We start from the raw sequence: 19,364 nt of genomic DNA, 5'->3' as shown, positions 1-19,364 counted from the left end.
CGGCGTCTGGCGCGGCTCGCACTCCCGGGGTGAGGGTGGTCACATGGATGCGCGCGATGCCGCTCTGACCCGTGCCCACGAGCACGCACTGGCCTGGCTCGACTCCCTGGACACGCGGCCGGTGCCGCCCCGGGCCGGCCACGACGAGGTGGCCGCCCTGCTCGGCAAGGAGCTGCCCACGGGCCCGAGCGACCCGGTCGACGTGGTGGACCTCCTCGCCCAGGCGAGCGAGCGAGGCCTCACCGCGATGCCCGCCGGCCGGTTCTTCGGCTTCGTCATCGGCGGGACCCACCCGGCCGCGCTCGCGGCCGACTGGCTCGTCAGCGCGTGGGACCAGAACGCGGGGCTCCGGATGGTGACGCCCGCCCACTCGGCCGTGGAGGACGTGACCTCGGCCTGGCTCCTGGACCTGCTCGAGCTCCCGCCGGCCGCAGCGGTCGGCTACGTGACCGGGGCGACGATGGCCAACTTCACCTGCCTCGCCGCCGCGCGGGACGAGGTGCTGCGACGCGTGGGCTGGAACCCCCACGACGGCCTCCACGGCGCGCCGCGGGTCCGGGTCCTGGTGGGGGAGGAGCGGCACGACTCCGTCGACCTGGTGCTGCGCTACCTCGGGCTCGGCACGCCTGAGGCCGTCGCGGTCGACGACCAGGGCCGGATCCGCCCGGACGCGCTGGCGGCCGCGCTCGCCGGCGGGAACGGGCCCACGATCGTGGCGCTCCAGGCCGGCAACGTCCACTCCGGCGCGTTCGACCCGTTCACCGACGCGATCCGGGTCGCCCACGACCACGACGCCTGGGTGCACGTCGACGGTGCCTTCGGTCTCTTCGCCGCAGCCACCGACCGCCTGCGGCACCTGACGGCCGGGATGGCGGCCGCGGACTCGTGGGCCACCGACGCGCACAAGACCCTGAACGTGCCCTACGACTGCGGCATCGCCATCGTCCGCGACCCGATGGCGATGAAGGCGGCGATGGGCATGCACGGGCACTACCTGATCCAGGACGCCGAGAAGGGCGACCCCTTCGAGCACACCCCCGAGCTCTCCCGCCGCGCGCGGGCGCTGCCCGTCTGGGCCGTGCTGAGGTCCTTGGGCCGATCCGGCGTCGCCGAGATGGTCGAGCGGCTGGCGCGGCACGCTCGGACGTTCGGAGATCGGCTCGCCGCGCTCGAGACCGTGGACGTGCTGAACGACGTCGACTACACGCAGGTGTGTGTCTCCTTCGGCTCCGACGAGCGCACCCGTGAGGTGGTCCGCCTGGTGCTCGAGGACGGCACCGCCTGGATGTCAGGCTCGCAGTGGCAGGGGCGCGCCGTCCTGCGGATCTCGGTCAGCAACTGGTCGACCACCGACGAGGACGTCGAGCGCAGCGTGGCCGTGCTGGCGCGGCTGGCCGGCGCCGTACCCGTGGAGGCGTGAGCCGCGCCACCCTCCGGCTCTCCGGGCGCGTGAAATGGGCTGCGCAGACCGAGGATCCGTAGACTGACTCGTCGTGTCCAGTCCTGATGCCGCCCCCGCCGACGACCTCCCCGACCTGCTGGTCGTCGGGTCAGGCTTCTTCGGCCTCACCATCGCCGAGCGCTGCGCGAGCGAGCTCGGCCTGAAGGTGCTGGTGCTCGAGCGGCGCTACCACCTGGGTGGCAACGCCTACAGCGAGAAGGACCCCGAGACCGGCATCGAGGTGCACAAGTACGGCACGCACCTCTTCCACACCTCCAACAAGCGGGTGTGGGAGTACGTCAACCGCTTCACGACCTTCACCGGCTACCAGCACCGCGTGTTCGGCAAGTACCAAGGCCAGGTCTACCCGCTGCCGATGAACCTCGGCCTCATCAACTCCTTCTTCGGGAAGAGCCACACCCCCGAGGAGGCGCGCGCCCTCATCGCCGAGCAGGCCGGCGAGATCGACACCGACCAGGCGCAGAACCTCGAGGAGAAGGGCATCTCCCTGATCGGGCGGCCTCTCTACGAGGCCTTCGTGAAGGGTTACACGGCCAAGCAGTGGCAGACCGACCCCAAGGAGCTGAGCCCGGACATCATCAGCCGGCTGCCGGTCCGCTACACCTTCGACAACCGCTACTTCAACGACACCTACGAGGGGCTGCCCACCGACGGCTACACCGCGTGGCTCGAGCGGATGGCCGACCACCCGAACATCGAGGTCCGCGTCGACACCGACTTCTTCGACGTCCGCGAGCACTACGTCGGCAAGGTCCCGATCGTCTACACCGGCCCGGTCGACGAGTACTTCGACAACTCCGAGGGTCGCCTCTCGTGGCGCACCGTCGACCTCGAGCAGGAGATCGTCGACGTCGACGACTTCCAGGGCACCGGTGTCGTCAACTACAACGACGAGGACGTGCCCTACACCCGCATCCTCGAGTTCAAGCACCTGCACCCCGAGCGGGCCTCGTCCTACGCGCCGGGCAAGACGCTGATCGTGCGGGAGTACTCCCGCTTCGCGGAGGAGGGCGACGAGCCCTACTACCCGATCAACACCGCCGAGGACCGCGCGAAGCTGCTCAAATATCGTGAGCTGGCCAAGGCTGAACCGCTGGTGCTGTTCGGCGGCCGCCTCGGCACCTACAAGTATCTCGACATGCACATGGCCATCGGGTCGGCGCTGTCGATGTTCGACAACAAGCTGCGACCGCACTTCGCCGAGGGTGCCGAGCTGACATCTGGAGGCGTCGACGAATGACCGTCACTCGACTGCTGCAACGGCAGATCCTGCCGATCGACAAGGACACCGACGTCTTCGCCCTCTACGTCGATGCGGAGGAGGCGCGGCTCGACGCCGACCGCTACGACATCGGTGGCGACCGCGCGGCCAAGGACCTCAACAACGCCGCCATCCGCCAGTCGACCTCGACGGGCCGTTCGATCCACCCCGACCAGATCGAGTCCCGCACGGCGCTGCGGGTGCCGGTCGGCCAGAAGCTGTCGTTCGGGACCTACTTCAACGGGTTCCCGGCGTCGTACTGGCGCCGGTGGACGATCGTGGACGCCGTCACGCTGACGGTGCGGCTGACCGGTTCGGGCGCGGGCCTGACCGTCTACAAGTCCATGGCCAACGGCCGCAGCCAGCGGGTCGACTCGGCCACCGTGGGCGGCGACGGCAAGGGCACCTTCTCCTTCGAGCTGACGCTCACGCCCTTCGTCGACGGCGGCTGGTACTGGTACGACGTCGTCGCCGGTGACGAGGACGCGGTCGTCGAGTCCGCCGAGTGGACCGCCGAGGTGCCCGAGGAGCGGGCGCTCCACGGCACGACCGACATCGCGATCACCACGATGAACCGCCCCGACATGTGTGCCCAGCTGCTCGGTCAGCTCGCTGACGACGAGGCGCTGCGGCCCTACCTCGACACAGTCTTCCTGATGGAGCAGGGCACCAAGCCGGTGTCCGGCTCGGAGTACTTCCCGGCAGCCGAGAAATCGCTGGGCGACCAGCTGCGCGTCCTCGTGCAGGGCAACCTCGGCGGGTCGGGCGGCTATGCGCGCGGCCAGCTCGAGTCGCTCCGCAAGGGCACCGCGACCTACGCGATGATGATGGACGACGACGTCGTCTGCGAGCCCGAGGGCATCATCCGTGCCGTCACCTTCGGGGATCTCTCCAAGCGGCCGACCATCGTCGGCGGCCACATGTTCAGCCTCTACTCACGCTCGCGCCTGCACAGCTTCGGCGAGATCGTGCAGCCGTGGCGGTTCTGGTGGCAGACACCGCTGGACGGCTACAGCGACTGGGACCTCGCGGCGCGCAACATCCGCTCGGCGCGGTGGCTGCACAAGCGCGTCGACGTCGACTTCAACGGCTGGTTCATGTGCCTCATCCCGCGAGTGGTGCTCGACGAGGTCGGGCTGTCGTTGCCGATCTTCATCAAGTGGGACGACATGGAGCTCGGCCTGCGCGCGAAGGCGGCGGGCTTCCCGACGGTGACCTTCCCAGGTGCGGCCGTGTGGCACATCCCGTGGACCGACAAGAACGACGCCCTGGACTGGCAGGCCTACTTCCACCACCGCAACCGGTTGATCGCCGCACTGCTGCACTCGCCCTACCCCAAGGGCGGTCGGCTGATCCGCGAGAGCCTCAACCACCAGATCAAGCACATGGTGTCGCTGCAGTACTCCACCGCCGAGCTGCGCCACCAGGCCATGCTCGACGTGCTGGCCGGCCCGCGCGCGCTGCACGGTGAGCTGTCGACCAAGCTGGGCGAGATCAACGCGTTCCGCAAGACCTTCACCGACGCCCAGCTGGAGAAGGACCGCGACGCCTTCCCGCCGGTGCGCCGCAAGAAGCCGCCGCGCAAGGGCCGCGACGCCGTCGAGATCCCGGGCCGGTTCTCGCAGCTGCTCACCGCGGGACTGGCACCGATCCGGCAGCTCAAGGCGCCGCGTGAGCTGTCACAGGAGTTCCCCGAGGCCGAGCTCACGGCCCTGGACGCGAAGTGGTACCGGCTGGCGTCGTACGACTCGGCGATCGTCTCGATGAACGACGGCACCTCCGCGGCGTTCTACCAACGCGATCCCGCGAAGTACCGCGAGCTGCTGCGCAAGACGATCGAGATCCACGAGCGCTACCGCCGTGAGTGGCCGCGGCTGGCGCGCGAGTACCGCGAGGCGTTGCCGGAGATCACCTCACCCGAAGCCTGGGAGCGCACGTTCGCGCCGTACGTCGAGGGCGAGCGGGACGCGTGAGCCTCAAGGCCATGGCCGACAAGGTCTCCGTCCGGCACGACCTGGAGCACACCGCCCTGACGCCGCCCTCGGCGACGAGCGGGCTGCTCGAGGCGTTCCGTCGGCGCTACCTGCTCAGGCTCATGGTCCGGCGCGAGATCCAGGCCCGCTATGCACGATCGCTGTTCGGCCTGGCGTGGAGCTACATCAACCCGACGGTGCGGTTCTTCACCTTCTACTTCGTGTTCGGGATCCTGCTCGCCCGCGGCAACATCCAGAACTTCGCGATCCACCTCTTCGCCGGCATGGTGCTGGTCCACTACTTCACCGAGACGGTCAACTCCGGGACCAAGTCGCTGCTGACCAACAAGGGCGTCGTGCAGAAGATGGCGATGCCGCGCGAGCTGTTCCCCTTCGCGTCGATGCTGGTGTCGCTCTACCACACGATCCCGCAGATGATCATCCTCACCATCGCCTGCCTCTGGACCCGCACCTGGGACCCCGACCTGGTCGGCATGGGCGCCGCCCTGCTCGGCTTCACCATCGTGCTGCTCTTCAGCACCTCGCTCGGACTGATGTTCTCGGTCTTCAACGTGCTGCTGCGCGACTTCGGGCGGATCGTCCAGACGTTCCTCAACGTGCTGCCCTTCACCGTCCCGATGATGTACCCCTACTCGATGATCACCGAGCGGTTCGGCACCGGTTGGCCGCACGACCTGGTCATGGCCAACCCGCTCGCCGAGGCCGTGCTGCTGATCCAGCGGGGCTTCTGGTGGACGACGACGACCAGCGAGCCCTACTCCAAGTCGTTCCCGCCCGACCTCTGGCAGCGCGGTTTCATCATGCTGGGCGTCTGCGTCGTCCTCCTGGCCTTCGCGCAGTGGGTCTTCTCGCGGCTGGAGGCACGGGTCCCGGAGCTCCTGATATGACCACCCTCGACCACCCCGTGTCGCCGGCTGCGCCCCCGCCCGCCGAGCCGCTCACCTCGATCGTCGTCGACGGGGTGTCGAAGGAGTTCGCGCTCCAGTACCAGCGCACGTTGAAGAAGATCGCGCTCGCCAAGCTGCGCAAGCAGAAGGTCAAGGACACGTTCCTCGCGCTCGAGGACGTCTCGTTCAAGGTGCCCCAGGGTCAGTCGATCGCGCTGATGGGCCTCAACGGGTCCGGCAAGAGCACGCTGCTCAAGCTGATCAGCGGCGTGATGAAGCCGGACGCCGGGCAGGTGCTGACCCGTGGCCGCATCTCCGGGCTGATCGCCACCGGTGCCGGCTTCCACCAGCAGCTCACCGGGCGCGAGAACATCTTCATGAACGCCGCGATCCTCGGCATGTCGAAGGAGGAGACCGAGGCGAAGTTCGACGACATCGCCGCCTTCGCCGACGTGGGGCGCTTCATGGACACCCCGGTCGGCAACTACTCCTCCGGGATGTTCGCTCGACTCGGCTTCTCCGTCGCCGTCCACGTCGACTGCGACATCTTCGTCGCCGACGAGGTCCTGGCCGTGGGCGACCGGCCGTTCAAGAAGAAGTGCATGAAGCGCATGGAGGAGATCCGCGAGAGCGGCATCACCATGTTCTACGTCACCCACGCCGCCGCCTCCGTGCGCCGCATGTGCGACCGCGTCATCGTCCTCGAGTCCGGCAAGGTCGGCTACGACGGCGACGTCGACGAGGGCATCAAGTACCTCCACTACGACGACAGCGACGACGAGCCAGACGTGGCCGACGAGGACTCCGCCGACGAGGAGCTCGCCTCCGACATCTGATTGGTTGCGCGGCCCGCACGAGGGCAACATCAGCGCAATTGTTTGGTTGTGGCCCTGAATCGGGGGCTGGAGGGGGCAACAACTGAGCAATTGAACGGTTATTGCCGGCCCGCGTCTCGGCGTGTCGACTGGTAATGACACACATGTAGTTACTCAGGTTCCCTTGCGGGTACCCGTGTGACTGGTGGGACAGTTGCAACTCCTGTTGCTTCTCTTCCCCCTTGGAGCATCTCGCATGCGCCTGTTTGCGCCCCCGATGTCGGCCGGTTCGGAACCCACGTGGCGGTCCCGCTACGTGACCGCCTGCCAGCAGCTGCTCGCGCTCGCCCTCGTCGTGGCGGCGTTGACGCCGGCAGCGAGCGTGGTGAGCCTCGACGTCGTTCGCTCGAACCCCGCCCAGGGAGCCGGGGCGCCGGCGTTGACGGCCGAGCTGGCGGCGTACGAGCGGCAGAAGCGGCAGCCCGCGACGGTCGAGACCGCGCCCGTCGACCCCAAGGTCACCGAGGTCCAGCTCACGCCGCCGGCCAACGGCACCATGCTCGGCCGGCTCTCGGCCAGCACGTCGGTGCGCGACGGCAGGACCACCGTGAAGAGCCGGCCCCAGCGCGTCGTCGGGTACGGCGCCGTCGGGGTCACCTGGGGCCACGGCGTCGTGGTCGGTGACGACGACATCGCGCTGCAGGTGCGCACGAGGACCGCGGGCGCCGATGGCGACCGTTGGTCGGACTGGCAGGAGCTCGAGTACCACGACGAGCACGCGCCCGACCCCGGCAGCCGCGAGGCCCGCCGCGCCCGGCCCGGCACCGACCCGCTGCTCGTCGGCGACGTCGACGAGGTCCAGGTGCGCAGCACCAGCCGGACCGCACCGCCCGAGGACATGAAGCTGGCCGTCATCGACCCCGGGCAGGGCCAGGAGCGCACCGAAGCCCCCGCCATCGACGCCGCCGAGCTGCCCTCGGCCCGTGCGTCGCAGGCCCAGTCAGCCCAGGCCCAGTCAGCCCAGGCCCAGTCAGCCCAGGCCCAGTCAGCCCAGGCCCAGTCAGCCCAGGCCCAGTCGGCTGCCCGCACCGGCGGTGAGGTGTCGGCCGCCGCCGCGGCGTACACCCCGATGCCGACGATTTTCTCCCGCGCGCAGTGGGGCGCCGACGACCGGATGCGCGACGCCAGCTCGCTGCGCTACTACGAGGTGCACGCCGGCTTCGTGCACCACACGGTCAACGCCAACAACTACACCGAGGCGGAGGTGCCCGCGATCATCCGCAGCATCTACGCGTACCACACCAAGTCTCGCGGCTGGAGCGACATCGGCTACAACTTCCTGGTCGACCGGTTCGGCCGCGTGTGGGAGGGCCGGTACGGCGGCGTCGACCGACCCGTTGTCGGTGCCCACACCCTGGGCTACAACGAGTACTCCTTCGCGATGTCGGCGATCGGCAACTTCGAGCTGGTGCAGCCCTCCGACGCCGTGCTGCGTGCCTACGGCGCGGTCTTCGCGTGGAAGCTCTCCCTGCACGGGGTCAGCGCAGCCTCGACCGCCCAGGACGTCGGCAGGAGCACCTTCCAGGCCATCAACGGTCACCGCGACGCCGCCGCGACCGCCTGCCCCGGCAAGTACCTCTACGCCCAGCTGCCCACCATCCGGGCGTACGCCGCCGCAGGCCAGGTGGGCTGGGCCGGCCGCGAGCTCGAGTCCAACCTCGTCGGCGGTCCCAACCCCGACATCGTCGTGCGCCGCGCCGGCGACGCACGGATCCTGATCATCCCCACCAACGGGAGCGGGGCGCCGCTCGGCGACCCGGTCGACACCGGGTTGAACCTCCCCGACGCCAGGCAGCTCTACAACGTGGGCGACTGGGACCGCGACGGCTTCGGCGACGTGGCGTTCTACAACGCCGACCACGGCATCTACCTGCTCCGCGGCAACGGACAGGGCCAGTTCGCCGCCCCGCTGCTGATCGCCTCCGCCATGCGGGGCATCCGGCTCATCGCGGCGGTCGGCGACGTCACCGGCGACGGTTACCCGGACCTGATGGGCCAGCCGCGCAGGTCGTCGATGCGGATCTATCCCGGCGCCGGGTTGTACGGGCTCGCGCCGAGCTACGTCGCCTACTCGAAGGTCAAGGCCAAGCACCTGGTCGGCGTCGGCCGGATGGACGCCGACGGCGCGCCTGACACCGTCGTGCGCAAGAAGAAGAACCTCGTGCTCTACAAGGGCAACGGTCCCGGTGGGCTGACGGCCGGCGCGACGAAGGTGCGCGGTCGCCTGGCCGGCTTCGACTGGGTGATCGGCATCAGCGACATCGACCTCGCGGGTCACGCCGACGTGCTCCTCCGCAAGAAGTCCGACGGCGGGCTCTACCTGCTGCCGGGCAACGAGCGACGTTTCGGCAAGCCGGTGAAGATCGGTGGCGGCATGGAGCAGTACGACTTGGCGGACTGAAGCGGGGTCACGAGGGTGCTACGAACCGGGCGGTGGCGCGCTCGGCGACGTACGTCTCCTCCAGGCGGGACCGGCCCTCAGCCCCGTCAGCACCCACCACGTAGACGGTGGAGCCGCTCCTCGTGAGCGGTTCCACGAAGGAGGCCAGACCGGAAGGGGAAGCCGGACTGACCTCCGACAGAAGGCGGCCGCCGTCGGCGAGAACCGCTCCCGAGATCGGGAGCAGGGTCCCGGCGGCGGCCGCCCTCATCAGCTCACCCTGCGTCCAGTCCGGGGTCGCCGCGTCGCCCTCGGTCGGCGGGTCCCACGCGACGAAGGCGTCCGGCTGGCCCCAGACCTCCACGCCGAAGTCCGTGACGCCGCCCGGCACGGGGTCGCCGAACCCCACCCCCAACGGCAGCAGCGCGGTGGCCACGACCGGACGCCCTGCCGCTCCCGCGGCGTACGCCGCGAGGCCGGACGGGCCGGTGACGAACCCGTCCGCCGGCTGCGACTCCTCGTCCCAGGCCACCTCGAGGCCGACGGTCCAGGCGGCACCCAGGAAGACCGGCGTGAGCCAGTGCGCCGGCAGGTCCACCAGGAGTCGTTGTCCGCGCTCGAGGTCGGCCTCCTCGACGAGCAGCGAGGCGGTCTTGGCGACCCAGTTGGCGTACGTCGCCACGGACAGCTCGACGCGCTCGCCGGTCGCGAAGTCGTAGAAGGTCACCAGGGGCCGGGCGGCGTCCGCGCGGAGCTCGCGGGCCAGGACGTCGGTGAAGGTGACCATGCCGTCAGCCTAGGGCGGCTAGCGTTCGCCCCATGAGCGAGACGTTCTGGGCCGTCGTACCCGCCGGCGGCGCCGGGACCAGGCTCTGGCCGCTGTCCCGCAAGGGCTCCCCGAAGTTCCTGCACGACCTGACCGGTTCGGGGCGCACGCTGATCCAGGCGACCCTCGACCGACTCGAGCCGCTCGCGGGGGAACGATTCCTCGTCGTCACCGGCCAGGCTCATCGGGACGCCGTCGCCGAGCAGCTGCCGGGTCTCGACCCGGCCCGCATCGTCGCCGAGCCCTCGCCTCGCGACTCGATGGCCGCCATCGGCCTGGCCGCCGCGCTGCTCGAACGACAGGACCCCACCGCGGTGATGGGGTCCTTCGCCGCGGACCACGTCGTCACCGACCCCGACACCTTCAGAGGTGTGGTCGGGCTCGCGGCGGACGTCGCCCGCGACGGCCTGCTCGTGACCCTCGGCATCGAGCCGACGCACGCGGCCACCGGCTTCGGGTACATCCGGCTCGGTGGGCCGCTGGCCGGCCACGAGGGCGCCTTCATGGTCGAGGAGTTCGTCGAGAAGCCCGCCGCGGCTCTGGCGGAGGAGTACGTCGCCTCGGGGTCCTACCGCTGGAACGCCGGCATGTTCGTGGCCCGTCCGTCCGTGCTGCTCGACCTGCTCGCCGCGCAGGACCCCGACTTCGCGGCGGCGCTGCGCGGGATCGCCGCCGATCCGGACACCCTCGACGAGGTGTGGCCGAGCCTGCCCAAGATCGCCATCGACCACGCCGTCGCGGAGCCCGCAGCCGCGGCCGGCAGGGTCGCGGTCGTGCCCGGCTCGTTCGGCTGGGACGACATCGGCGACTTCGCCTCCCTCGCCGCGCTGGTGCCCGCCACCGACGGCCTGGCCGTGCTCGGCGACGCGAGCCTCGTCCGCGCGGTCGACAGCACGGGGTTCGTCGCCGCGAACGGCGGGCGCGTGGTCGCCGTCGTCGGCCTCGACGACATCGTGGTGGTCGACACCGGCGACGCCGTCCTGGTCACCACGCGCGCGCGGGCCCAGGACGTCAAGCAGGTCGTCGCCGAGCTGGGGGAGTCGAGACCCGAGCTGACCTAGACGGCGTTCGGCTCGGGGGAGTCCACGTAGGGGTAGTCCTTCATGAACTGCTCCACCGCCGCGCCGGAGGGCGCCGAGCAGTACATCGTGACGCCGACCTGCTCTCCTGTCGCCGCGTCGCCGGTGCCGCCGACCGACCAGTGGGTCAGGGCGATGTGCTGGCCGTCGGGGAAGGCGTCGCCGTCGTCCGAGGTCCACGGCACGGCCTTGAACTTGTTGCGCAGGTTGCCGTCGTCACCCTGGAACTTCTGCGCGATCGCACGGATGTCGGAGACCATGTCGCCGTCGTCGGCGGCGGTCTCGTCGTACCAGAGGATCGTGAAGCCGTGCTCGAGGTTGTGGATCAGGTAGCCGATGTCCGGGCGGTCCTTGGTGGTGTAGAACTTGCGGTCCATCGGCTCCCAGGTGTCGAAGTGCTGGCCGAAGGCCGGCGGGTTGCCCGTCAGCGTGATCGGGGTGCCCGGCGAGACGTGGTCCTGGTTGCCCTCGGCGGGGGCGGTGGTCGGGTCCTCGCAGACCGAGGCCGCGGCGCCGATGTCCTCCAGCGGCGGCAGGTTGCGCTGGGTCCACCACTGCTTGACCGGTCCGTACGCCGCGGCGCCGATGATCAGCAGCGCGATGACGATGCAGACGCCGACGATCCGGAACCCGCGCGAGCGCTCGGCGGACCGCTGCTGGGCCAGCATCTTGTCGACCTTCGCTTGACGCTCGGTCTTCTCGGTACGGGTGCTCTTGGCCACGACGGGAGGTCCTCGGGAGGTCAGGGGTGGGGCGGGTCTGTCTTGAGGTCTGTCTGGAGGTGCGGGCGAAGTCTACGGAACGACGGGTCGCAACACCTGATCGACGGCCGAACTGGCCGCAGGAGACGTGACGGTCCATCCGCACGCGTGGGCCAGCGTCGGCACCCGCGGATCCTCGGCGCGAACCACCACCGTGTCGGCGCGCAGCTCGATCGGGGCGTCCGCGCCGAGCACCTCGCGGAGCAGCCCGACGAGCTCGTCGGGCGACGCGGCAGCCCCGAACCCGGCAGCGTCGGTGTCCCCGGCCAGGGCGCGGACGACGGCCTCGCGGGCGCCGTACCCGAACAGGTCACCGGCCTCGGCCCGCACCAGTGCCGCGGCCCCCGGCCCGTCCTCGCCCGGCGGCAGCACGTGGTCGGCGAGCCCGCGCAGCACCGCGAACGGGCGGGCGCCGAGCTTTGCCTGCACCAGCTCGGCAGCCCCCGCGGCCTCGTCCGCCACCGCCGGTGCGGTCACCACCAGCTCGTGCCCGTGTGCATCGACACGACCTCGGTGGTCGTCGAGGACGACGAGCCCGGCCGCGCCGATCGCGATGTCGGTCTGGCCCTGGCGCCAGGCCCTGCCAGAGGTGTCGGTCACCACGACGGCCACGTCGACCCCCGTGCGCGCGGCCAGCTCGCGGCGCAGCCGGCGTGCGGACTCGTCGGGGTCGACGGGCAGCACGACGACGTGGCCGGGCGCGACGTTGGAGGCGTCGATGCCGGCCGCGGCCATGGTGAGCCCGAGCCGGTTGCGCACGATCGTGGTGCGCCCCCGCCGGGCCACGACGCGCACGGTCTCGCCCGGGAGCGCGTCGTCGCGGTCACCCGGAAGCACCCGCCCCTCCGCCTTGCTCACGACCTTGCTCGTCACGCAGACCACGTCACCGTCGGCCAGCGTCCACTCCTCGCCGAGCGCCGTCACCAACAGCGCGGCCAGGTCGTCACCGGCGGCGACCTCGGGCACGCCGTCGGGGGCGTACGCCGTCAGGACGCGACCGCTCATCCGGCCGGGCGTGTCGGGGGAGCCGGTGCGGCCAGCTCCAGAGCAGCACGGGCCATCGCCGCGGTGGCGTCGACGTCGGTCATCATCAACGGCACCGCGCGGCAGGCGATCCCGGCCGCCTCGATCCGGGGGACCAGCTCGGCGTCCGCCGTGTCGACGAGCCACCCGTCGAGGACGCCGTCGCGCGAGCGGGCGCCGTAGTGCTCGGCCACGGCCGCCGCCGAGACCTCGACCCCGATGGCGCCGAGCAGCTGCTCGGCCATGCCGCGGACGTGCGCGCCGCCGACGATGGGGGAGAGCCCCACGACCGGTGCCGTCGTCGCCCGCAGCGCCTCGCGGATGCCGGGCACCCCGAGGATCGTGCCGACCGAGACGACGGGGTTCGAGGGCGGCAGCAGCACGACGTCGGCGGTCTCGATCGCCTCGAGGACGCCGGGTGCGGGCGTGGCCTTCTCCTGGCCGACCACGATCACCGCTTCCGCCGGCACCGCTGCGTGCATGCCCACCCAGTACTCCTGGAAGTGGACGACCCGACGGCCACTGGGCGCGTCGTCGTCGGCGACGGCGATGTGGGTCTCCACCCGGTCGTCGCTCATGGGCAGCAGGCGCAGCCGGTCGCCGAAGCCCGGGGTGAGCCAGCGCTCGCAGAGCGCCGCCGTCACCTGGGTGAGCGGGTAGCCCGCGTCGAGCATGCGGGTGCGCATGAGGTGCGTGGCGATGTCGCGGTCACCGAGCCCGAACCACGGCGCCTCGCCGCCGTACGCCGCCAGCTCCTCCTTCACGCTCCACGTCTCGTCGCGCCGACCCCAGCCGCGCTCGTGGTCGATGCCCTCGCCCAGCGTGTACATGACCGTGTCGAGGTCGGGGCAGATCTTGAGGCCGTGCAGCCACAGGTCGTCGGCGGTGTTGGCCACGACGGTGATCTCCGTGTCGGTCCCCGCAGCTCCCTGCGCGTGCAGGAGACCCTGCAGGAAACGGGCTCCTCCGACGCCGCCGGAGAGCACCGTCAACCTGGTCCGTCGGCCGCTCGTCATGGGCGTCAGCCTCTCGCAGTGGTCTGGACGTGCGGCCACGGGTCCACCGCATAGCACATCCGATCTTGACTTTCCGGGTACGACAGGCATGTAATTCCACTAGTGTTCTTCCAGGCAGTCGGAGAACACACCACAGGGTCGAAAGGGCGAAACCGATGAGGGAACTGTTTCTTCTCGAGCCGGACGCCGAAGAGGCGGGCTGGCAGGATCGCGCTCTTTGTGCGCAGACGGACCCGGAGGCGTTCTTCCCCGAGAAGGGCGGGTCCACGCGAGAGGCCAAGAAGGTCTGTCTCACGTGTGACGTCCGCAACGAGTGCCTCGAGTCGGCGCTGATGAACGACGAACGCTTCGGCATCTGGGGCGGCCTGTCCGAGCGTGAGCGCAGGAAGCTGAAGAAGCAGGCCGTGTAGCCCTTGGTCTCGTGACGGTCGCTGCGCGACCTCCTCGCCAGCGGCTTCCGCTCGGGAGCGTCCGATTCGCGTTGCCCCCCGGGTGCGTGGATAGCCTGCCCGGGTGTCGAGCCCGTCCCCGCGTGACTCCCCGTCACGGGAGCAGTCTCGTGTCTCCGTGGTGCTCGTCAGCCATTCCGGGGCCGACTGGCTGCCGACGGTCCTCGACGGGATCGCGGCCCAGACCCGTTGGGCGGACCGCATCGTCGCGGTCGACACCGGCAGCAGGGACATCTCCCCGGAGCTGCTGACCCGCGCGCTCGGCGCCGACCACGTGACCACGTCGGGGCGGCAGACGTCCTACGGCGAGGCGGTCGACCTCGGCCTCGCGCTGCTCGACGAGGTCGACCCTTCCCGCACCGAGTGGGTCTGGCTCCTCCACGACGACAGCACGCCCTCGCCCACGGCCCTCGAGGAGCTGCTGGCGGCCGCGGCCGGGGACCCGACCGCCAGCGTGCTCGGCCCCAAGCTGCGCGAGTGGCCCTCCCTGCGCCGCCTCCTCGAGGTCGGCGTGACCATCTCCGGCACCGGTCGTCGCGAGACCGGCCTGGAGCGCAGCGAGTACGACCAGGGTCAGCACGACGCCGTACGCCAGGTGCTCGCCGTGAACACCGCCGGCATGCTGGTGCGTCGCGACGTGCTCGACGCGCTCGGCGGGTTCGACCGCCAGCTGCCGATCTTCGGCAACGACGTCGACTTCGGATGGCGGGCCGCCGAGGCCGGCTACCGCACCCTCGTCGTGCCACAGGCGGTGGTCTTCCACGCCGAGGCGGCGCACACGGGCAGCCGGCGTACGTCGCTGACCGGCCGCCACACGCACTACCAGGAGCGCCGGGCCGCCCTGTGGACCCTCCTCGTCAACGGCCGGGGCCGCACCCTGCCGTGGCGCGTGGTGCGGCTCGCCGTCGGCACGATCATCCGGATGGTCGGCTTCCTCCTGGTCCGCTCCGTCGGCGAGGCGCTCGACGAGCTGGCCGCGCTGCTGTCGGTCTACTCGCGGCCGCGTCAGCTGCTCGCCGCCCGGCGCGCACGCCGACGGGCCGGTGGCGCCAGCCGCGACACCGAAGCCGCCCGCGCCCTGTTGTCGCCCTGGTGGGTGCCCTATCGGCACGGCCTGGACTTCGTCAGCGACCTGGCAGCGGCACTGAGCAACCAGGCCGCCGACGTCGCCGAGCGGCGGCGCGCGGCGGCGCTCGAGCGCGAGGCTGCCGAGGCGGCGGCCGGCCCCAAGCGCTCGGCGGCCAGGACGCACCAGCAGCAGCCGCACGAGCGGCGGGCCGGCGAGGACGACGACGACCTGCTCGAGCCCGACAGCGGACTGCTCACCCGCTTCCTGACGAGCCCCGTCGCCGTCGGGGTGGCCGTCTTCGTGGGCGTCGTCCTCGCCGGCACCCGGCAGGCCTGGGGCGCGGTGTCCGGCGGGGGCCTGGCCCCGGCGCCCGGGTCCGCCTCCGACTGGTGGAGGCTCTACGTCGAGTCCTCGCACGCGCTTGCCCTGGGCACGTCCGTGCCCGCCCCGCCCGTGCTGGTCCCCCTCGCGATGCTCGCCTCCCTCCTGGGTGGCAGCGCGGTCGCCGCCGTCAGCGTGGTGATGGTCCTCGCGATGCCGGTCGCGCTGTGGGGCGCGTGGCGTCTGGTCCGCGCGGTCGGCAGCTTCCTCGACCCCGCCGGGATGCCGCGCTGGCTGGTCGCGGCCGGCGCGGCGACGTACGCCCTCGTGCCCGCTGTCAGCGGCGCGTGGGGAGACGGTCGCCTCGGCCAGGTGCTCCTCGTGGCCGTGCTGCCCTGGCTGGCGCACGCGGCCCTCGCGTTCGCCGACCCCGAGGCCGATCGCCGCTGGCGAGCAGCCTGGCGCACCGGGCTGCTGCTCGCGCTCGCGACCGCGTGCACGCCGATGGTGTTCCCCGTCCTCGTCGTGATGGTCCTGGGTGTCCTGGCCCTGGCCGCCCGCCTGGCCCCGGACCTGGTGGCCGACAGGTCGGTGTCCCTGCCGCCGCTGGTCGCCCTCGGTGTGGTGCCGGTGCTGCTCGTGCCGTGGTGGCTGCCCCTGCTGGTGCAGGGACACCCCGGGGGGCTGCTGCTCGAGCCCGGCCGGTTCCCGGCCGCGTCGACCGGTGGGCTCGACCTCCTGCTCGGCCGCCTCGAGGGGCTCGGGGCCCCGGTCTGGCTGGCCGTCCCGATCGTGCTCGCGGCCCTGCTGGCGCTGGTGCCGGCGCGATCGAGGGTGACCGCCCTGGTGTGCTGGACGACCGCCCTCGTCACGACCCTGGTCGCGGCGCTCGTCGCGGCGCCCACCGTGGACGTGCTCGGCGGCTCGGCGCGGCCCGGCGCCGGCGGGGCGGTCCCCGTCGTCACCGGCGCCCTCGTGGTGGCCGGCTGTGCGGGGGCGCTGGCGGTGCTGCAGCACCTGCGCGCCGCGGACTCCGCCTGGCAGCGACGGCTCGCCGCCGTCCCGGCAGTGGTCGCGCTGGCGGTGCCGACCGCAGGAGCGGTGTGGTTCGCCGCCGGCGGGCACGACAACCTGACGGCCGACGAACCGGCCGACGTGCCGACCTACATGAGCCAGAGCTCCCTCCTCGGACCCGAGCACGGCATCCTCGTCGTGCGCGGCGACATCGAGACCGGTCTGCGTTACGCCGTACGTCGCGGCGACGGCGACACCCTCGGTGACGACGAGGTGCTCGCCCTGACGGCGGAGGACCGGGCGTTCTCGAACCTGCTGACCGACCTCGTCGCCCGGCCGACACCCGAGGCAGTGGACGAGCTGGCCGCGAGCGGCATCGAGTACATCGTCCTTCCGGCCCCGGCGGACGGGCGGATCTCGGCACGGCTGGACGCCTCGGCCGGCCTGGCCCAGGCGAGCGCCGAGGACAGGTCCACGCGGGCCTGGCGGGTCGGCGTCGACCTTCCGGGAGATGCCGTCGGGGCATCGCGGTCGTGGTCGCGCATCTTGCTGCTGATCGTCCAGGGCCTCGCCGTCCTCGTGGTCGCGGTGCTGGCCGGTCCCTCCATCCGGGCCGAGCGGAGGACGCGTCGATGAGCGAGCAGCCCCGCGGCCTGCGGTCGCGCATCGGACCCGCAGTCGTGCTGTCGGTGGTCGTGCCCCTGGCGGCGCTGGGGGCCAGCCTGCTGGTGCGCACCGAGCAGCCAGCGGTCCACAGCGCCGACCCGGAGGCGACCGCGCTGAGCAGGGTCACGCTGGGGTGCCCGAGCAGCCGGACGAACGCCACCGCAGAGGTCGAGATCGCGAGCAGCCTCGCCGAGGAGGACGGGGAGGTCGGGGTCGACCCGCTGACCGACGACCAGCAAGACCTCCCTGTGCGCGCTGGAGCGATCACGTCGACGGCCGCCGCCGCCACGGACGGAGCCGTCGTGATCGTCGGCGACGACACCTGGGCCCCTGGCCTCCTGGCCGCGCGGCTCTCGCCGTCAGCGGCGACCTCGTGCACCGAGCCCCAGCCCGACGCCTGGTTCGCAGGCGTCGGCGCGCGACCCGGACACCGCTCCGTCGTCGAGCTGGTCAACCCCGATCCGGGTCCCGCTGTCGTCGACCTCACCCTCTTCGCGCCCACCGGCCCGATCGACGCCGAAGGGTTCCGGGGGCTGCGCGTCCCCGGGCGCAGCACCATCGCCCTCGACCTGTCCGAGCAGGTGCCCCGGCGCACCGAGCTGGGCCTGCACGTCGAGGTCTCGCGAGGCCGTCTCGCGGCCAGCGTCTGGGACGCCGCCGACCGGTTGGGCACCGCGCCCGCCTCGGGCGACTGGCTGGCCCCGCAGGCCGAGTCGCTGACGAGCGGGATCCTGCTGGGGCTGCCGCGGGGGGACGGCACCCGCCGCCTCGCCCTCGTCAACGGCGGCGACGACGAGACGCGCGTGAGCCTGCGCGTGGTCAGCCCTGAGAGCACCTTCGCGCCCGAGGGTCTCGACGAGATCAGGGTCCCGCCCCAGTCGATCCGCTCGATCTCCATCGACGCGGTGCTCGCGCCGCAGGTGCGGGCCGGGGCGCTCGGCATCCTGGTGGAGTCGACCGGACCGGTGGCGGCTGCGTTGCAGACCTTCGTCGGGTCCGACCTCGCGCCCATCAGCGTCGGTCCCGTCATCGAGGCGCGAGGAGCGGTCCTGGCCCCACCTGGCCCCAAGGAGCTGCTCGTGGCGGGTGCCGAGCGGCCAGGGGTCGCGGTCGTGGTGTCGCGCAGCGCGGACGGGACCGAGCTGAGCGACGAACGCGTGGAGATCGGTCCGGATCGCGGCGTCCGTGTGAAGCTGCCCGACCGAGCGATGTACGTGTCGCTCGAGCTCGAGCGCACCCCGGTCGTGGCCAGCGTCTTCGTCCACGGCACCGACGGGGGCAGTGCGGTGCTCCCGTTGCACGAGGTGCGTGCGACAGGGTTGGTGCCCGCAGTGCGCCCGGCCCTGCCGTGACGCTGCCCTGACGCCGGCCGGCCGCGGGATCAGGGCTCGTAGCGAGGGTCGACGTCCTCGGCCGGGATGCCGAGCAGCTCGGCGACCTGCTCGACCACGACGGTGAGCACCATCGCCTCCAGGTCGGCCCGGGTCTCGCTGCGGTGCTCGATGGGGCGCCGGAAGAGGACCAGCCGGGTCGCCTGCGGTCCGGTGCCGCGGATCAGCGACGAGAGCGGGACGGTGTCGGGGTGCCAGTCGTCGGGCACCTGAGGGGCGTCCTCGACGGCGTACTCCAGGAGCCCGAGCCGGTCCTGCCAACGGTCGTCGATCTCGGCCACGATGCGCAGCGCGAGCTCGTCGAACCGCTCACGCGCCGTCGGGCGGGCGCTGCGGCCCGGCTCCGGCGACAGCACCTCGGGCCCGCGCATGCCGCGGCCGCGGCGATCGCGCACCCGCCGCCTCGGCGGCGAGGCGGCAGCCGAGCTCATGGGCCGAGGCTAGCCCCCGAGCCCGCCCGCGTGCCTGTCGGGCAGGCGGCGCGCCGCCCGGTAGCGTCCGCGGGGTGAGCCTCTCCCGTCGCTGTTCGCGGACCGCGTGCGACCGCGTCGCCGTCTGGACGCTCACCTTCGTGTACGCCGACCAGACCGCCGTCCTGGGTCCGCTCTCGCTCTACGCGGAGCCGCACGCCTACGACCTCTGCGCCGAGCACGGCGAGCGGCTCTCGGCGCCCAAGGGCTGGGACGTGCTGCGGCTGGCGCCCGACCCTGCTGCGGCCGGCCCCACCCAGGACGACCTGCTCGCCCTGGCGGACGCCGTGCGCGAGGTCGCGCGGCCGGTGGTGCGGGCGGACCCGCAGGCCGTCCCCTACGTGCGTGAGACCGGTCGCGAGACCGCCCGCCGGGGCCACCTGCGGATCCTGACCAGTGACTGAGGTTCGAACGGTCGCC

16 protein-coding genes are annotated in these 19,364 nt (G+C 71.8%); 11 read left to right on the top strand and 5 right to left on the bottom strand.

Annotated elements, in window-relative coordinates; genetic code table 11:
- Window positions 1-43 precede the first annotated feature (43 nt).
- From ABD295_RS11910 to ABD295_RS11885, 6 genes are all read left to right on the top strand, one after another.
- Window positions 44-1,420: a pyridoxal phosphate-dependent decarboxylase family protein gene (locus ABD295_RS11910; RefSeq protein ID WP_344303938.1), complete on the top strand. Its 1,377-nt coding sequence runs from the start codon at window positions 44-46 to the stop codon at window positions 1,418-1,420.
- 73 nt (window positions 1,421-1,493) lie between these two features.
- Entirely contained in the window at window positions 1,494-2,702 is a 1,209-nt protein-coding gene (gene glf / locus ABD295_RS11905) for a UDP-galactopyranose mutase (RefSeq protein WP_344303937.1), read from the top strand.
- The gene (locus ABD295_RS11900) at window positions 2,699-4,696 is read left to right on the top strand and encodes a glycosyltransferase (protein ID WP_344303936.1); all 1,998 of its coding nucleotides are present in this window, start codon (window positions 2,699-2,701) and stop codon (window positions 4,694-4,696) included. The genes glf and ABD295_RS11900 overlap by 4 nt, the downstream gene beginning before the upstream one ends.
- On the top strand, window positions 4,693-5,604 hold the full coding sequence (locus ABD295_RS11895; protein ID WP_344303935.1) for an ABC transporter permease: 912 nt from the start codon (window positions 4,693-4,695) through the stop codon (window positions 5,602-5,604). Before ABD295_RS11900 ends, ABD295_RS11895 begins: the two co-directional genes overlap by 4 nt.
- Window positions 5,601-6,440 (top strand): ABC transporter ATP-binding protein, encoded by an 840-nt coding sequence (locus ABD295_RS11890; protein WP_344303934.1) that lies wholly within the window; start codon window positions 5,601-5,603, stop codon window positions 6,438-6,440. The genes ABD295_RS11895 and ABD295_RS11890 overlap by 4 nt, the downstream gene beginning before the upstream one ends.
- 235 nt (window positions 6,441-6,675) lie before the next feature.
- Window positions 6,676-8,880 (top strand): N-acetylmuramoyl-L-alanine amidase, encoded by a 2,205-nt coding sequence (locus ABD295_RS11885; RefSeq protein ID WP_344303933.1) that lies wholly within the window; start codon window positions 6,676-6,678, stop codon window positions 8,878-8,880.
- 7 nt (window positions 8,881-8,887) lie between these two features.
- Here ABD295_RS11885 and ABD295_RS11880 read toward each other — a convergent pair whose 3' ends face one another.
- A complete protein-coding gene (locus ABD295_RS11880; RefSeq protein WP_344303932.1) occupies window positions 8,888-9,646 on the bottom strand; it encodes a TIGR03089 family protein in 759 nt (252 codons plus the stop codon).
- 32 nt (window positions 9,647-9,678) lie between these two features.
- Between ABD295_RS11880 and ABD295_RS11875 the strand changes: the two genes are divergently transcribed.
- Window positions 9,679-10,746, top strand: a complete 1,068-nt coding sequence (locus tag ABD295_RS11875) for a mannose-1-phosphate guanylyltransferase (protein ID WP_344303931.1) — start codon at window positions 9,679-9,681, stop codon at window positions 10,744-10,746.
- Here the strand turns inward: ABD295_RS11875 and ABD295_RS11870 are convergent.
- The 3 genes from ABD295_RS11870 to cofD all read right to left on the bottom strand — a co-directional run bounded on the left by ABD295_RS11870 (window position 10,743) and on the right by cofD (window position 13,564).
- Window positions 10,743-11,486: a DUF3105 domain-containing protein gene (locus ABD295_RS11870; protein WP_344303930.1), complete on the bottom strand. Its 744-nt coding sequence runs from the start codon at window positions 11,484-11,486 to the stop codon at window positions 10,743-10,745. The two genes, ABD295_RS11875 and ABD295_RS11870, sit on opposite strands and share 4 nt — an antisense overlap.
- 72 nt (window positions 11,487-11,558) lie before the next feature.
- The gene (cofE, locus tag ABD295_RS11865; protein WP_344303929.1) at window positions 11,559-12,530 is read right to left on the bottom strand and encodes a coenzyme F420-0:L-glutamate ligase; all 972 of its coding nucleotides are present in this window, start codon (window positions 12,528-12,530) and stop codon (window positions 11,559-11,561) included.
- A complete protein-coding gene (cofD, locus tag ABD295_RS11860) occupies window positions 12,527-13,564 on the bottom strand; it encodes a 2-phospho-L-lactate transferase (RefSeq protein ID WP_344303928.1) in 1,038 nt (345 codons plus the stop codon). The genes cofE and cofD overlap by 4 nt, the downstream gene beginning before the upstream one ends.
- A gap of 155 nt (window positions 13,565-13,719) precedes the next feature.
- On the opposite strand from cofD, the gene ABD295_RS11855 reads away from it, so the two are divergent.
- From ABD295_RS11855 to ABD295_RS11845, 3 genes are all read left to right on the top strand, one after another.
- Window positions 13,720-13,974 (top strand): WhiB family transcriptional regulator, encoded by a 255-nt coding sequence (locus ABD295_RS11855; RefSeq protein WP_344303927.1) that lies wholly within the window; start codon window positions 13,720-13,722, stop codon window positions 13,972-13,974.
- A gap of 103 nt (window positions 13,975-14,077) precedes the next feature.
- On the top strand, window positions 14,078-17,053 hold the full coding sequence (locus ABD295_RS11850; RefSeq protein WP_344303926.1) for a glycosyltransferase family 2 protein: 2,976 nt from the start codon (window positions 14,078-14,080) through the stop codon (window positions 17,051-17,053).
- The gene (locus ABD295_RS11845) at window positions 17,050-18,435 is read left to right on the top strand and encodes a DUF5719 family protein (protein ID WP_344303925.1); all 1,386 of its coding nucleotides are present in this window, start codon (window positions 17,050-17,052) and stop codon (window positions 18,433-18,435) included. The genes ABD295_RS11850 and ABD295_RS11845 overlap by 4 nt, the downstream gene beginning before the upstream one ends.
- Window positions 18,436-18,464: 29 nt before the next feature.
- On the opposite strand, the gene ABD295_RS11840 is transcribed toward ABD295_RS11845, so the two are convergent.
- Window positions 18,465-18,905, bottom strand: coding sequence for a metallopeptidase family protein (locus ABD295_RS11840; RefSeq protein ID WP_344303924.1), 441 nt, complete (start codon window positions 18,903-18,905; stop codon window positions 18,465-18,467).
- A 74-nt stretch (window positions 18,906-18,979) separates the two neighbouring features.
- Here ABD295_RS11840 and ABD295_RS11835 point away from each other — a divergent pair, with 74 nt between their 5' ends.
- On the top strand, window positions 18,980-19,348 hold the full coding sequence (locus ABD295_RS11835) for a DUF3499 domain-containing protein (protein ID WP_344303923.1): 369 nt from the start codon (window positions 18,980-18,982) through the stop codon (window positions 19,346-19,348).
- The last annotated feature ends 16 nt before the right edge of the window (window positions 19,349-19,364 follow it).

Origin of the sequence: Nocardioides bigeumensis, from assembly GCF_039531755.1 — a bacterium.
GTDB lineage: Bacteria > Actinomycetota > Actinomycetes > Propionibacteriales > Nocardioidaceae > Nocardioides > Nocardioides bigeumensis.
Note: the sequence above shows the minus strand (reverse complement) of the source record. Positions and strands in the feature narration are given on the sequence as shown.

Coding starts and splice junctions, on each gene's coding strand:
- ABD295_RS11840 (WP_344303924.1), bottom strand. CDS start 18,905: ATGAGCTCGGCTGCCGCCTCGCCGCCGAGGCGGCGGGTGCGCGATCGC.
- ABD295_RS11910 (WP_344303938.1), top strand. CDS start 44: ATGGATGCGCGCGATGCCGCTCTGACCCGTGCCCACGAGCACGCACTG.
- ABD295_RS11885 (WP_344303933.1), top strand. CDS start 6,676: ATGCGCCTGTTTGCGCCCCCGATGTCGGCCGGTTCGGAACCCACGTGG.
- cofE (WP_344303929.1), bottom strand. CDS start 12,530: ATGAGCGGTCGCGTCCTGACGGCGTACGCCCCCGACGGCGTGCCCGAG.
- ABD295_RS11900 (WP_344303936.1), top strand. CDS start 2,699: ATGACCGTCACTCGACTGCTGCAACGGCAGATCCTGCCGATCGACAAG.
- ABD295_RS11845 (WP_344303925.1), top strand. CDS start 17,050: ATGAGCGAGCAGCCCCGCGGCCTGCGGTCGCGCATCGGACCCGCAGTC.
- ABD295_RS11875 (WP_344303931.1), top strand. CDS start 9,679: ATGAGCGAGACGTTCTGGGCCGTCGTACCCGCCGGCGGCGCCGGGACC.
- ABD295_RS11855 (WP_344303927.1), top strand. CDS start 13,720: ATGAGGGAACTGTTTCTTCTCGAGCCGGACGCCGAAGAGGCGGGCTGG.
- ABD295_RS11880 (WP_344303932.1), bottom strand. CDS start 9,646: ATGGTCACCTTCACCGACGTCCTGGCCCGCGAGCTCCGCGCGGACGCC.
- ABD295_RS11890 (WP_344303934.1), top strand. CDS start 5,601: ATGACCACCCTCGACCACCCCGTGTCGCCGGCTGCGCCCCCGCCCGCC.
- cofD (WP_344303928.1), bottom strand. CDS start 13,564: ATGACGAGCGGCCGACGGACCAGGTTGACGGTGCTCTCCGGCGGCGTC.